The sequence below is a fragment of the Pseudomonas sp. 15A4 genome (assembly GCF_016925575.1).
Lineage (GTDB): Bacteria > Pseudomonadota > Gammaproteobacteria > Pseudomonadales > Pseudomonadaceae > Aquipseudomonas.
The window spans coordinates 3046222-3060263 of sequence record NZ_CP068986.1; the positions used below are offsets into that span (position 1 = coordinate 3046222).

Consider the following 14042-nt stretch of genomic DNA (forward strand, 5'->3'; position numbering starts at 1 on the left):
GATTTGCCGGGGTTAGGGACCAGTGGACGCGACTTCGCCGCTCGTTTTAATAATCCCGACTCTTGCGAAACGCCCATCGCCCCGCAATAAACGTAAAGGTTGCCACCAGCGCAACCAGCACCCAGAACCCATGGGGATCGGACGCCAGCGGTATGCCACCGACGTTCATGCCGAAGAAACCCGCGACGATGTTGATCGGCAGCGCCAGCACAGTCACGACGGTGAGGTGAACAGCGTACGGCTGCTCTGTTCGTTGAGGTTGGCGGCGATCTCTTCCTGCAGCAGTTTGATCCGTTCGCTGAGGGCGGCGAGGTCGCTGATCACCAGCGCCGACTCTTCGGTGGATTGCCGCAGTTCTTGCAAAATCCTCCTCCAGCAGCCATTGCGGCGGTCGGTGCAGCAGGCGCACTGGGGAGCCGGGTTCAAGGGCCAGCAGTTGCAGGCGCACCAGTACCCGACGCATGGCGCCGAGTTCCGAGCGGTTGTTGCTCAGGCGTTGAGACAGAAGCTGGTCTTCGATTTTGTCGACGCTGAGGCTGGTCTTGCGCATGAACTGGCTCAGCACTGCCTGATCGCGCAGCAGATGGGCCAGTAGCTCAAGGGGAGCGGAAGGTTTCGCCCTGCTTGACCGAGGAGCGCAGCCGGTCCACGGACCGCAGGGGCTGATGGCGCGCGGAGATCATCAGGTTGCTGCGCACGCAGACCCACAACGTGGCGATGTCGGTGGAGATACGGTTGAAGTCGAAGACCACGTCGTTAACCACCGCGAGCAGGGCGGAGTCGACGTGTTCGATGCGCGTGGAGCGCGACCCTTCGTGCAGGGCTTCGAGGAACTCGTCGGGCAGGTCGAGGTTGGTTTTCAGCCAGCGTTCGCAGCTGGCGGGTCAGGGTTCGGGTGCAGCCAGACGAACTCTCGTCCGGCTCGGTCGGCCGGCGCAGGCATTCCAGCGCGGCCGTCGAATCCAGCTCCCGACCGGCTCACCGGGACGGAAGCGGTAGCCGTACAGCAAGCCGAACAGATCGGAGTCCTGATGGTGGGCGATGCGTTGATTCATGAAGGCTCGCAGACGGGAAGTGCGCCCCGCAGGGCACGAGATCGAAGGCGGCATCATCGCAAGGGGTTTTGACAGTTTTGTGACGGTTTGTGTCTGGCAGCGATCTTGTTCAGACCATTGACAGGCGCGTCTTGCGCAGGGGCGCCGGCCATGAGGAATCAATCAACAACTCATCCTCGATGGACAGCTCGATATCAACCGCCGATGCGTTCAATTCCAGATGATGGGGGTGACGGCCTTGGGAATCGCGATCACGCCGTCCTGCCTCAGCACCCACGCCAGGCTGATCTGCGCCGGCGTGGCGTCGTGGCGTTCGGCGACTTCGAGAATGGCCGGGTTCATCAGCAGATTGCCGGCCTGACCGATCGGGCAGTACGCCATCAGTGGCATCCGGGCGGTTTGCATCCAGGGCAGGAGGTCGTATTCGATGCCGCGCTCTTCCGGGTTGTACAGCACCTGATTGGTGGCACACCCACCGCCGAGGCCGAGTTCGTCCAGTTCTAGCAGATCGGACACGTCGAAATTCGAAACGCCCCAGCGACCGATCTTGCCCGCTTCGCGCAAACGTTCGAAGGCTTCGACGGTTTCTTCCAGCGGGTACTGACCGGGCCAGTGCAGCAAATACAGATCGATGTAGTCAGTGTTCATGCGCTTGAGGCTGCGCTCGCAGGCTGCCGGAATACCCGCGCGGCTGGCGTTGTGCGGGTAGACCTTGCTCACCAGCACGACCTCGTCGCGGCGCCCGGCAATGGCTTGGCCGACGACTTTCTCGGCGCCGCCTTCGCCGTACATCTCGGCCGTGTCGATCAGCGTCAGGCCCAGGTCGATGCCCAGTTGCAGCGCCGAGACTTCCGCCTCGAACTGATGGCGATCCTCACCCATGTGCCAGGTGCCCTGACCGATAACGGGGACGGTTTTGTCTGCCAGTTCAAGCGTGCGCATCGGGGGTGCCTCCGGGCTGATGGGTCTGAGTCATTAAGAGTCAGGCAGTACCGGTGCGCAGGGGTTCAATCTCAAGCGAATACGCGGTGCGTGAGCGGGCTGCGCACCCATTGCAGGACCGGCTTCAGCCGGTAAGAGGCCGGTGTGAACGACATCAGTTTTGCGGTGTGACACATGACGCCTTCCCGGCTAAAGCCGGTCCCACAAAGAGTTCACGCCAATCCGCGAGAACTCACTTATGCCCATTCTCCCAACCCCCACCCAGCGCCAGGAACAGGTCGATCTGACCCATCGCAACCTGGGTGTTCGCCGCCGCGAGTTGTGCGGTGATGTCGGTGTAGGTGCGGGTGGCTTGCAGGTCGGCGAGGAAGGATTCGCGGCCGGCGAGGAAAAACCGGTGGGTCTGGTCCGCCGCCTGCCGTGCCGACTCCTCGGTTTCAACCAGCGCATCGCGGCGCTCCAGCAGCGCGGTGTACTGGGACAGCCCGGTCTGGGCTTCGCGGATCGCGTTCAGCACCACGCCATCAAAGCGCGCCAGCGCCACCTGATTCGAAGCCTCGGCAATGTGAATCCGCGCACGTGCGCCATTAGACGGGATGGTCCAATTGATCACTCCGCCAAAGCCCCAGCGGTTGGTCGACGGATCGCCCAGTTCATCGAGAATCCCCACGGTGCCCACGGTCGCGCCGATGCTGATGTCCGGATACAACTCGCCCGTCGCCACGCCAATGGCCGCCGTCGACATCGCCAGCCGGCGTTCCGCCTGGCGCACATCGGGACGGCGTTTGAGCAGCGCGGCGCCATCGCCCACCGGCATGACTTGAGCGATGTGCGGCAGCTCGGCGCACTCCGCGACCCCGCGGGGCAGCTGATTGAGCGGGCGGGCGAGCAGCATCGACAGGCGATACAGCGCTGACTTCTGCGCCGCTTCGTAACGCGGCAACTCGGCACGCAGCGAGCGGAACTGGGTTTGCGAGCGCGTCACCTGGGTTTCATCGCCACGGCCGGCATCGCGCAGGCGTTGGGTCAGGTTCAGGCTCTGCTGCTGCAGGTCCAGAGAGTGCAGGGCGATGTTGCGTTCTTCGTTGGCGGCACACACCTGGGTGTAGGCGCGAACCACATCGGCCACCAGCGTGATGCGTGCCGTGTCGGCAGCGGCCTGGGTCGCGTCGGCGTTGGCCTGGGCGGCTTCGATGCCGCGCTGCAACACGCCAAACAGATCGAACTGGTAAGAAGTGGTCAGGCCGACATCTCCGACATTGGACACCGGCACTTTTTCCGGCAGCAGATAGGCCTGACCGGCTTCCTGCAAGCGCTGCGCCCCAGCTTTGGCGGTGCCGCTCCAGCCACCGGCTGCGTCCGCTTCACTCATCTGAAACCGCGCCCGTTGCAGGTTCGCCGCAGCGACGCGCAGATCAGTGCTGGACACCAGCGCCTGACCCACCAGCTCGTCGAGTTTCGGATCGTGATAAAGGCGCCACCAGTCAGCCGGCACCGGCGCCGACACCACATTGGTCGACGAACCCGCCAGCTCGCCCTGCAGATCGGGGCGATTGACCGCGGCTTGATCAGGCAACGTGTAATCCGGGCCGACCACGGTGCAGGCCGACAGTAGCAAGCCCATGCACATGCTCATGCCCACCGTCAGCAGGCGTGCGCGGTGTTTCATTTCGGCGCTCCAGGCTGGATGGGTTGGTCATTTCCCTGAGCAGCTGAGCGGGCGTCATCGATGATCGACACCGTCGCCGTGCGCCCGGCAATCATGCGGAAATCCGCCGGCACGTCGTCGAACGCAATGCGCACCGGAATCCGCTGGGCCAGTCGCACCCAGCTGAACGCCGGGTTGACGTTGGGCAGCAGGTTCGAGCCACTGCTGCGGTCGCGGTCCTCGATGGCCGCGACGATGCTCACCACATGACCGCGCAGGCGGGCGTGGTCGCCAATCACGCGGATGTCCACGCCGGAGCCGATGTGAATCCCGTCCAGCTTGGTTTCTTCAAAGTAGCCGTCGATGTGGAACGAGTTGCTGTCCACCACCGACAGCACCGGGTGCCCGGCGCTGACAAATTCGCGGTCCCGGGGCGCACGGTCATTGAGGTAGCCGTCCACCGGGCTGCGGATCACCGAGCGGTCCAGGTTCAGTTGCGCCGAATCCACGGCCACCTGCGCTTCATTCAGGGCCGACAGCGCCCGGGCTTCCCTGGACTGGCTTTCTTCCAGCTGCTCGCGGGCCACCAGATTGCCGAGGCTGCGGTTACGGCGGTTTTCGCGCTGGGCCTGTTCCCAGGTCTCCTTGCGCTCCGCGACCGTGGCCTGGGCCTGGCGCAAGGCGAGACGGAAACGGTCCTGATCGATGGTGAACAGCAACTGGCCTTTCTTGACCAATTGGTTGTCGCTCACCGCGACCTTCTCGATCAGTCCGGAAACGTCCGGCGCGATCTGGATCACGTCGGCGCGGATGTGCCCGTCGCGGGTCCAGGGCGCGTACATGTAATACATCACCATGCGCCACACGACGATCGCGGCAAGGGTGACAACCAGCAGGGTCAGGACCACGCGGCCCAGCGTCAGAAGAGGTTTTTTCATGTCATCAGGTATCGACTTAGGGTATCCACGACGCCGAGCAGCAGAGCGTATAGACCGACGTTGAACAAAGCCCGGTGCCAGACCAGGCGGTAGAAGCGGGCGCGCGTCAACACGGCGTGCACCACCAGAAAAATCAGGTAAGCGATGCCCATCAGCACCAGAAAGGTCGGCAGGAAAATCCCGCTGATGTCCACATCACCGATCATAACGGCGCTCCATCGATGCCATAGGGCGGTTGTTCTTCCTGCTCGGCGAGCACATCGACGATCTCCACACCCGGCAACAGCGCCAGGCGCAAGCCACTGAGGGCGTGCAGCAGATTCAGCCGCGCGGCGTCATCATCTTCGCCATTGAACGCCAGCGCGCGGCGGGCGCGGTCCATGGTCATCAACAGACCTTTGGGCGCCGGCAAACGCTCCCGGGCTTTCAGGCAGGCCCGGAAATGCGCACCGACTTCGGTCGCCACCTGGCGTAACAGCTGGCGCGGCGCCGGGTCGACCCGCGGCATGTACGCCAGCAAATCGAGCATGTTCAGGGCGACCCGCGCTTCGCGCAGTGCACTGGTGGAATCCTGGGCCGTGATTGCCAGACGCGGCAGGTGCTGCATCAGCCGGTCGAGCATGCGCACGCCCATTTGCCGGTGCTCGGCCAGGGTCGCGTCCTCGCTGAGGGAGACAATGTCGCGCCAGCTGAAACGGGTCAGACGCTTGGCCGCCACCTCAGTGCCGAACGGCCTGACGATCAGCGTCCAGACGAAGGCGAATGCCAGACCCGCCGGCCCGGCCAGGTTGGAATTGACGAAGTTGACGAAGTCGGCGTCGTAGGCGCTCTGAATACTGATGAATGACGAGGTGTTGACGATGGTCAGCAGCGTGCCGAGGTAGAACTTCGGCTGCACGGTCAGGGTGCCGACACAGATAAACGGCACGGAAAACGCCAGCACCAGCATCGGGAAGTCGTGCAGGTTGGGCAGCACCACGAACAGATAGAGGCTGGCGAAGATCACCGACATCATGGTCCAGAAGAAGAACCGGTAGATCTGCGGCGCCGGGTCGTCCATCGCCGCAAAGAAGCTGCACGACACCGCCGCCAGCGCCACCGCACTCGCGCCGTCCTGCCAGCCCAGCAAGATCCACAGTACCGACGCGACAATGATGGCGCTGACCGAGGTTGCCACTGAATACAGCATCATCCCGCGATCAAGAAACGGCGACAGCCGCCCCAGCCGCCAATGGCGATACACCGCGCGCCAGGCCGAGTGATCGTCGGTTTCGATGGCGTGCTGCAGGCTGCGGCAGTCCTGCCACAGGTCGATCCATTCGCGCAGTCGATACAGCGCGTTCGACAACAGCAGTTGTCGGCGATCATCGATTTGCGCAGGCGTGGGTTGCAGGCGATCGAGCTCGGTGTGCAAGGCTTTCCAGTATGTGATCGGCGCGCCTTTGGCGGTCTGTTCGACCCAGTCGCGGCACTCGATCAACAGCGGCGCGAGGTCGGCGACGTGCTCGGGCGAACGCCGCTCCAGTGCCCAAAGGGCATCGTCCAGGGCATCAATAACGGGCAGCAAATGGATCATCCGCCCGCGCAGTTCCTTGGCATTGCGTACGGTCTGGCGATGGGCGCCTTCGTGGGGCAACTGGCCGATCATCAGCTCCAGGCTGTTGAACGTGCCGACCATGGCCGTGCGCAGGCCGCCGACGGCTTCCGGCATGGCGCTGCGGGAGAGAAAGAGATCGCTGTAGGCAGAGGCGTCCTTGAACCACTTGCCCATGGCATCGACCAGCACCGGCGCCAGCCGACGTGGCCAGAACATCGCGCCGACCACGGCGGCGCAGACGATGCCGAGGAAGATTTCCTCGGTGCGCGAGACGGCGATGTCGAACACCGCCTGGGGGTTGTCGACCACGGGGAAGGAAATCAGCGGCATGGTGTAGCCCGCCAGCATCAGCGCATAGCTGTTGGCCGTACGCAGATGCAGGGAAAGGAAGAGCAGGGTACCGGTCCACAGGGCAATGACCACCGCCAGTAAAAACGGCGTCTGCACGAACATCGGCACCAGCACCACGGAGGCGGCGGCGCCCAGCAGCGTGCCGGCGGCGCGGTACAGCGCCTTGGAACTGGTCGGCGCCACGAACGGGCTGGAGACGATGTACACCGTTGCCATCGCCCAATAGGGGCGGGGCAGTTCCATCATCAGCGCGATGTACAGCGCCAGCATCGAGGCCGCGAACGTGCGCACGCCGTAGAACCAGTCGCGGCCCGGCGGTACACCGTCGAAAAAGCCTTTGAACAGACCGCTCAAGATGACGACTCCGGCGCCATCGGCGTGGCCTGGGCGATGGCGCTGAAGACGCGCAACGTCGCTTCCAGATCCGCCGGGTCGACGTTGCTGAAGATGTCGCGGCGCAGGCGGATCAGCTCTGCCTCGATGGCGTTGGCCAGCGCGCGCCCTCATCGGTGAGGCTCAAGGCCTTGGCGCGTCGGTCAGTGGGGTCTTCGGTGCGCTGCACCAGTCCGGCTTTGCACAATTGATCCAGCAGGCGCACCAGTGACGGGCTTTCCAGCCCGCAGGCCTGGGCCACTGTCACCTGACGTACGCCTTCACCCAGACGCGCGATCATCAGCAACGGACCGGCGCAGGCTTCGGTGACGCCAGAGTCGATCAGCGTTGTCTGGCAGACGCGTCGCCACTGCCGGGAGGCGGCGACAACGCCGCCGGTGATGCGCATTTGCAGGGTGTCAGGGTTCATGAAAAGACCATTGAAGCGATATGAAGTTGGTTAGGAGTTGAATGATTAGGCGCTGCATTATTAGGCTGCTAACTAATAATATCCTGTAACAAAGTGTTCGCGTCAAATGGAATGTTGATGAACGGCCCTGGCGAAGTGTCGCAGGCAGGTTTGTTGCCGGATTTCTCAAACGTGCGCATGCGCGCGCCAGACGCCGCTGGCTGCCGCGAAAGAAGGGCGGGGGCATCAGAGCAGGAAATTTCCGGTACCGTCTGTCGGGCAGGGCCGCCGTGGCTGAACTATTTTTTGAGCGCCGTCTAAGCGCTCTCCAAAAAATGGCGCCAAAATATTTACCATTGCGCCGCTATTTCCGCAGGCTGGGCGAAAGTTTGATGCAGGGGACTTCGCCGGTTGCCTGGTGGCATTGTGCTGGCCTTACACGCTTGCCTATCCGCTTCGGCGGTTTCTTGACTCCCGGGACGACTAAAGATCAAACGGTTCAGCCGATAGCAAAGACGACAGGAACGGCAGTCACAGGCCTGTTCCAGACACCTTCTTTGCTGTGCGCAACGCGCACCATGAGTGCACCCATGATTGATCTCGCCATCTGGAATCTTTCTATACCGGTCGGTATCGCAGCCGCCACCATCGACACGCCAAAACTCGTCGGCGGTTACCAGGATGGTTACTTCCGTTCAGGGGACACTTTGTTCTTCTGGGCGCCGGTTACAGGGTCAAGGACTGACAATGCCAAATTTCCCCGCACCGAACTGCGTGAGACTTACGCCAACGGTACGGTTCACAACTGGACCTACTCTGACGCGGACAATTTCCTGCGTGCGGCGCTGACCGTGGACCAAGTGCCTTCTACGGGCAAAATCGTCATCGGTCAGATCCACGCCTATGGCAGTACCGAGCCGCTGCTCAAGCTCGAATACCAGTACAAGGAAAAAACCAAGACCGGCAACCTCGTCGTGAAGTATCGCTCGACGCCTACTTCAGAGCCCGAAGTCATTCAGGTGGCCACCGGCGTGCTGCTCAAGCAACGCTTCACGTACACCATCCACCTGACCCAGGCCGGCAACCTGACCGTCAATGCCTACGACATGCAGTGGGGTGCCAAGCTCGACCTGTCCTGGAAGGGCAAGCCGCTGTATTTCAAGGCAGGCGTCTACACCCAGGACAATGCCGGCTACGCCACCGAAGGCGGCGCGGCGACGTTCTACAAACTGGTGGCGACCCACGACAAGAAGGCGTGAGGGTTGGGGCAGACTGCAGTCTCGCGACGAACCCTTTCCTTGTGGGAGCGAGCTTGCTCGCGAAGAGTTGATCTCAACCGCTGAAGATCTAGCGGATGTACCGGCCTCTTCGTGAGCAAGCTCACTCCCACAGTTCATCTGACGGCAGGTGACAGTCTGCGCTGCGCGCTATCGTGGGAACACCAGCCCGAAACAGATCCGCCCCGGCGTCGGCTGGTTAACCGACACCTCGCCGCCGTGCAGCTGCATGATCGCGGCGACGATGGCCAGGCCCAGTCCATTGGAGTCGGAGCTCTGGTGGCGTGAGGCATCGCCGCGGTAGAAGCGGTCGAACAGTTTGCCCAGGGTCACGTCGTCCAGCGTCGGGCCCTGGTTCTCCACCTCGATGCGGCAGCGCTGGCCGCTCTCGATCACACGAATCCTGATCTCACTGCCTTCATCGGCGTAGCGAATCGCGTTCGCCACCAGATTACTCAGCGCCCTGCGCAGCAACAGGGGATCAGCCTCGATCCGCGCGTCGCCTTCGGTGTGCAGTGTGATTTCACGCTCTTCCGCCAGCCCTTCGAAATAGCCCGCGACTCGCTGCATCTCGTCCGCCAGCTCCAGCGCCTGGCGGTTGAGCGCGGCTTGCGCTTCATCGGCCCGCGCCAGGAACAGAATGCTTTCGACCATGCGCGAGATGCGTTCCAGCTCCTCCAGGTTGGAGGCCAGCAGCGCCTGGTATTCATCCTCGGTGCGCACTTGCCGCAGCGCCACCTGACAATGCCCCATTAACGAACCCACCGGCGTGCGGATTTCATGGGCCAAGTCGGCGGAAAACTGCGTCAGCCGCTGATAGCCATCGGCGAGCCGGTCGAGCATCGCGTTGTAAGCTTCACCCAGTTGCTGCAACTCCACCGGCGTGTCGCGATTGTCCATGCGGCTGTCCAGCTGCGCCGGGGTGATGGCCGCAGCATGGCTGGCCATTCTGCGCAACGGCCGCAGACCCCGGCGCAGTAACACGTAACCGAGCAGGGCTGTGAGCACGAAGGCCAGGGCCACGGCGAGCAGAATGCGATTGCGGAAACCCGCCAGGGTGGCCATTTCCTTGACCTCGATGTGCGCGGCCGTCAGGTGCACGATCCTGCCGCCTGACACCGCTTCGACCGTCGCCGCGCGCATCGGCACGCCTGAATCCAGCATGCCGCTGCGCATGTCGCCCACGCTCAGCGGCATGTTCGCGGGCACTACTGGCATCGACGGCAGGGACGCATGCAGCGGATTGACCCTGATCACCGCTGGCTTGCCCGGCTCGGCGATGATGAAGATGTCATCCTCGCTGTCGAGCATGTTCTCGAACAGCTGCGGGCTGCTTTGCAAGGTAGTCAGGGTCAGGTCGTACTGCAGCAGTTTGCGAAAGTGATCCAGCCGCGCCAGCACCGCATGGTCGCTGCGGGTCATCACCGCGCCCTTCATGGTCTCGTAGAGGTACATGCCGGCGCCCGCGACGGCGAGCATGGCCACCACCGAAAACGCCAGCGTCGCGCGCAGGGTCAGGGATGGCGGGCGTCGGGCTCGCATGGCCGCACCTCGCAGACGTAACCGATGCCGCGCACGGTGTGGATGAGTTTGATCGGGTAGGGCGTGTCGACCTTGCTGCGCAGGCGCTTGATCGCCACGTCGACGACATTGGTGTCGCTGTCGAAATTCATGTCCCAGACTTCCGAAGCGATCTGCGCCCTCGACAGCACGTCGCCCTCGCGGCGCAGAAACAGATGCAGCAGCGCGAATTCCTTGTTGGTCAGGGTGATGAGCTGTTGCTGGCGCGTGACCCTTCGGCGCAGCAGGTCCAGCTCCAGATCGGCCAGGTGGAAATGGTCGGCCTCGCGCACCACCCCGCGACGCAGGATGGTGCGGATGCGCAGGAGCAGTTCGGTGAAGGAAAACGGTTTGACCAGGTAATCGTCGGCGCCTAGTTCGAGGCCGCGAATGCGGTCCTGCAACTGATCGCGGGCGGTCAGAAATAGCACCGGCACGTCCTGCTTCGCCCGCAGGATTTCGATGATCTGCCAGCCGTCGATGCCCGGCAGCATGACGTCGAGCACCAGCAAATCGTAGCTGTGCTCAAGGGCCATGTGCAGGCCGTCGGTGCCGTGCTGGGTCCAGTCGACTTTGTACCCGGACTCGGTCAGACCTTTCTTCAGGTACTCGCCGGTCTTGGTGTCGTCTTCGATAAGCAGAATGTGCATCGTCGGTCAGGCTCGCTTCACGTCATTGGCGGCGTCGCCGGCGCGGGTGTCGGATGGATCATCAGATTGGGTCAGAACAGGCGCGAAGGGCTGCAGGCCGCGCCGGATGTGAAGTGTAACCAACGGATGGCGAGCGGTCGGTTACATTTTTGTCATTGATCCGCGCCATGACCAGCCTGCCCCCGAATGACAAAAATGTAATCGGGCGGTCATTGTCGGGTGCCGGTTGCGGGTAGAGGATGGTGGTCATGCAACACCTGACGTTCAGCTTCAACTTTCCCCAACTGCCTGAAGGAATCCACCGATGAAGATGAAGACAGCCCTGACCACCACGTTCGGCATGCTGATGCTCAGCGCCGCCGTCATGGCTTCCGCCGCTGGCATGGCCGCCGGTGACATGCCGGTGGTCAAGCCACTGCGCGGCACGGTCGACAGCGTCGACAGCAACACCCTGAATTTCACCACCCGTTCCGGCGCCCATCAGAGCATCGGGCTGACCGACAAGACTGGCATCCGCCTGGTCTCCAAGACCGACATCGCGTCGATCAAAGCGGACAGCTTCATCGGTTCCGCTGCGATCCCCAAGCCGATGGCACGCTGAAGGCTCTGGAAGTCACCGTATTCGAGCCGAGCCTGAAGGGCAGCGGTGAAGGTCACTACGGTTGGGAAAACGCTGACGGCAGCACCGGTACCATGACCAATGGCACCGTCGGCAAGCTGAGCGGCAAGGCCAACGGCCGTACCCTGAGCGTCGGCTACAAAGGTGGCGAGAAGCAACTGGTTGTGCCGGAAGACGTACCCATTGCCTATGTGCAGCCGGGCAAGGTCGATGAGCTGGTCAAGGGCGCGAAAATCGTCGTGTTCCCGGGCGAAGACGGCAAGACCGCACGCGGTGTCGCGGTTGGCAAAGACGGCTTCCAGCCGCCGATGTAAGCGGGTTGCGGCGTCTCACGGCGCCGCTTTCACCGAATCCGTGATGAGTCTCGCACCATGAAAAAACCAGAATTCATCCATGGCCCATCCGCCTGACGCACTGGATCAATGCCTTTGGCATGGTCTGCATGTTCATGAGCGGGTGGGGCATCTATAACGCGTCGCCGCTGTTCAGCTTCTCGTTCCCCCGGGATTTCACCGTGGGCGGCTGGCTGGGCGGCGCGCTGGCGTGGCACTTCGCCGTAATGTGGCTGTTGGTGATCAACGGCCTGGTCTACGTGCTCTATGGCCTGTTCACGCGGCATTTCAAGCGCGACTTTCTGCCGGTCACCCCCACAGCGGTGAAGCGCGACATGCTCGATGCGCTGCGCTTTCGTCTCAAGCACGATAAGGGCGTGTACAACGCCGTGCAGCGCCTGATGTATTGGCTGGTGCTGGCCGCCGGCGTGTTGATCGTGCTGACGGGGCTGGCGATCTGGAAGCCGATCCAGTTGCAGGAGTTGACCGCCGTGTTCGGCGGCTACGACTTCGCCCGGTACGTGCACTTTGCGGCGATGGCGTTCATTGGCGCGTTCGTGGTGGTGCATCTGGCGCTGGTGCTGATGGTGCCGAAAACCCTGATGCCGATGATCACCGGCGGCACGCGTGGGATTGAGAGCGGGAAGGTCGAGCATGATTGAGCCTAAAAAACGCGCCATTGCGCGCATCAAACTGGAACCGGCCCAGCAGATTCAGCTGGAGAGCCTGCAGCGTCGGCATTTCCTCAAAGGCGGCCTGACCGTGGGCGCGATGGCGATGCTCACCGGTTGCAACCTGCAGGACGGCGATCAGGTGGATAAGGTGCTGTGGAGCATGTCGCGGTGGAACGATCGGGTTCAGGCCTGGCTGTTCAGCGGGCAGAAGCTGGCGCCGACGTTCACCAAGGATCAGGTCCGTAACCCGTTTCCGTTCAACGCGTTCTACAGCGAGGATGATATTCCGGAGCTGGACACGGCGGACTGGAAGCTGGGTGTGTCGGGGCTGGTGCGGGACAAGGCGCCGTGGACGCTGGAGGGTTTGCGCAAGTTGCCCCAGCGCAGCGATATCACGCGCTTGATTTGCGTTGAGGGCTGGAGCGCGATCGGGCAGTGGGGCGGTGTGCCGTTGCGCACGTTCCTGGAGCATGTGGGGGCGGATACGACGGCGAAGTTTGTCGGGTTCAAGTGCGCGGATCGGTACTACTCGAGTCTGGACATGCCGACGGCATTGCATCCGCAGACGTTGCTGGCGCTGGATTTTGCCGAGGTGGCGTTGCCGCCGGAGTATGGCTATCCGTTGCGGGTGAGGGTGCCGACGAAGCTGGGCTTCAAGAATCCGAAGCATATCGTCGAGATTGTGGTGAGCAATGAGAATCCCGGGGGTATTGGGAGGATCAGGGGTACAACTGGTTTAGCGGGATCTGATCCCGTTCGTTTCAGGATCAAGATCAAGATCAAGATCTAAAGCGTCGGCCTAACGGCCTCGGGTTTCGCCTTCGGCGAGTTACTTGGAAAAGCACCCCAAGTAACCAAGGGTGCTTGCTCCTGGTTGGGCCCGACTTCGTCGGGTTCCCTCACTCCGACGACGCTCCGTGGGCCCGCGCCGAACGGACATCCATGTCCTGACGGCGCTCTCGCCGCATCCATGCGGCTCGGACCACTCCGCGTCGTCTGCGTTCGGCCTGCACCCAAGTCGCGTTTTCCGGTGTCTGGGCTTTTTGCGTATGAAGATCAAAAGCAGATCAAAAGCGGATCAAAAGCAGATCAAAAGCAGATCAAAAGCAGATCAAAAGCAGATCAAGGGCGGATTGCGGCCTGAGGATACTGGGGGCTTGTGGGAGCGAGCTTGCTCGCGAAGGCATTGGTCCATCCGCCGATAATCGGTGTTTGAAATGCAGCATTCGCGAGCAAGCTCGCTCCCACAGGATGGGGGTGCGGTCACCAAAATGGTTGGCGCCCTGGCTGGCTTCTTCCCGGCTAAAGCCGGTCCCACTGAATGCATGCGGCGTCTTGTAGGACCGGCTTCAGCCGGGAAAGCGTCGATCGTTACGCCGCAAGACTGATGGTGAGCAATCCGGCATCTTTCCGGCTAGAGCCAGTCCTACAAACACCGCGGTCACCGTATGACCGGCTTCAGCCGGGAAGCCCTTGATCTGCTCTTGATGTTGATGTTGATCTTCATACGCAAAAGGCTCAAACACCGCCAATCGCGACTTGGGTGCAGGCTGAACGCAGGTTTCGCGGAGTGGGCCGAGCCGCATGGATGCGGCGAGAGCGCCGTCAGGGCATGGAT

At 62.4% G+C, this 14042-nt stretch carries 8 protein-coding genes and 5 pseudogenes; 4 read left to right on the forward strand and 9 right to left on the reverse strand.

The genetic code is table 11. The features are described 5' to 3' along the window. Positions 1-46: 46 nt before the first annotated feature. The 7 genes and pseudogenes from JN403_RS13705 to JN403_RS13735 form a co-directional block, all read right to left on the reverse strand. Positions 47-1055: pseudogene (locus JN403_RS13705) on the reverse strand (transporter). 109 nt (positions 1056-1164) lie between these two features. Then, positions 1165-1997, reverse strand: a pseudogene (locus tag JN403_RS13710) (aldo/keto reductase). Positions 1998-2229: 232 nt separating this feature from the next. Continuing rightward, a complete protein-coding gene (locus JN403_RS13715) occupies positions 2230-3666 on the reverse strand; it encodes a TolC family protein (protein WP_205482798.1) in 1437 nt (478 codons plus the stop codon). After that, positions 3663-4583 (reverse strand): HlyD family secretion protein, encoded by a 921-nt coding sequence (locus JN403_RS13720; protein ID WP_205482800.1) that lies wholly within the window; start codon positions 4581-4583, stop codon positions 3663-3665. Before JN403_RS13720 ends, JN403_RS13715 begins: the two co-directional genes overlap by 4 nt. Beyond that, on the reverse strand, positions 4580-4789 hold the full coding sequence (locus JN403_RS13725; protein ID WP_122534409.1) for a DUF1656 domain-containing protein: 210 nt from the start codon (positions 4787-4789) through the stop codon (positions 4580-4582). The genes JN403_RS13720 and JN403_RS13725 overlap by 4 nt, the downstream gene beginning before the upstream one ends. Continuing rightward, positions 4786-6876, reverse strand: coding sequence for an FUSC family protein (locus tag JN403_RS13730; protein ID WP_205487313.1), 2091 nt, complete (start codon positions 6874-6876; stop codon positions 4786-4788). The genes JN403_RS13725 and JN403_RS13730 overlap by 4 nt, the downstream gene beginning before the upstream one ends. 5 nt (positions 6877-6881) lie before the next feature. Beyond that, positions 6882-7333, reverse strand: a pseudogene (locus tag JN403_RS13735) (MarR family transcriptional regulator). A gap of 569 nt (positions 7334-7902) precedes the next feature. Between JN403_RS13735 and JN403_RS13740 the strand changes: the two are divergent. After that, a complete protein-coding gene (locus JN403_RS13740) occupies positions 7903-8571 on the forward strand; it encodes a polysaccharide lyase family 7 protein (protein WP_122534411.1) in 669 nt (222 codons plus the stop codon). Between the two features lie 168 nt (positions 8572-8739). Here the strand turns inward: JN403_RS13740 and JN403_RS13745 are convergent, their stop codons facing one another. Together JN403_RS13745 and JN403_RS13750 are read right to left on the reverse strand one after the other, a co-directional pair. Then, on the reverse strand, positions 8740-10131 hold the full coding sequence (locus JN403_RS13745) for a heavy metal sensor histidine kinase (RefSeq protein ID WP_205482802.1): 1392 nt from the start codon (positions 10129-10131) through the stop codon (positions 8740-8742). Continuing rightward, the gene (locus JN403_RS13750; protein ID WP_205482804.1) at positions 10104-10799 is read right to left on the reverse strand and encodes a heavy metal response regulator transcription factor; all 696 of its coding nucleotides are present in this window, start codon (positions 10797-10799) and stop codon (positions 10104-10106) included. The genes JN403_RS13745 and JN403_RS13750 overlap by 28 nt, the downstream gene beginning before the upstream one ends. 310 nt (positions 10800-11109) lie before the next feature. Between JN403_RS13750 and JN403_RS13755 the strand changes: the two are divergent. The 3 genes and pseudogenes from JN403_RS13755 (at position 11110) to JN403_RS13765 (ending at position 13174) form a co-directional block, all read left to right on the forward strand. After that, positions 11110-11732 (forward strand): annotated as a pseudogene (locus JN403_RS13755) (hypothetical protein). Between the two features lie 71 nt (positions 11733-11803). Beyond that, positions 11804-12412 (forward strand): cytochrome b/b6 domain-containing protein, encoded by a 609-nt coding sequence (locus JN403_RS13760; RefSeq protein WP_275900184.1) that lies wholly within the window; start codon positions 11804-11806, stop codon positions 12410-12412. Continuing rightward, positions 12405-13174, forward strand: a pseudogene (locus tag JN403_RS13765) (molybdopterin-dependent oxidoreductase). The gene JN403_RS13760 and the pseudogene JN403_RS13765 overlap by 8 nt, the downstream one beginning before the upstream one ends. Positions 13175-14042 lie beyond the last annotated feature (868 nt).

Bases quoted from the DNA above. Each gene is read 5' to 3' on its own strand.
- JN403_RS13715 (WP_205482798.1), bottom strand. From the start codon at position 3,666: ATGAAACACCGCGCACGCCTGCTGACGGTGGGCATGAGCATGTGCATG.
- JN403_RS13720 (WP_205482800.1), bottom strand. From the start codon at position 4,583: ATGAAAAAACCTCTTCTGACGCTGGGCCGCGTGGTCCTGACCCTGCTG.
- JN403_RS13725 (WP_122534409.1), bottom strand. From the start codon at position 4,789: ATGATCGGTGATGTGGACATCAGCGGGATTTTCCTGCCGACCTTTCTG.
- JN403_RS13740 (WP_122534411.1), top strand. From the start codon at position 7,903: ATGATTGATCTCGCCATCTGGAATCTTTCTATACCGGTCGGTATCGCA.
- JN403_RS13745 (WP_205482802.1), bottom strand. From the start codon at position 10,131: ATGCGAGCCCGACGCCCGCCATCCCTGACCCTGCGCGCGACGCTGGCG.
- JN403_RS13750 (WP_205482804.1), bottom strand. From the start codon at position 10,799: ATGCACATTCTGCTTATCGAAGACGACACCAAGACCGGCGAGTACCTG.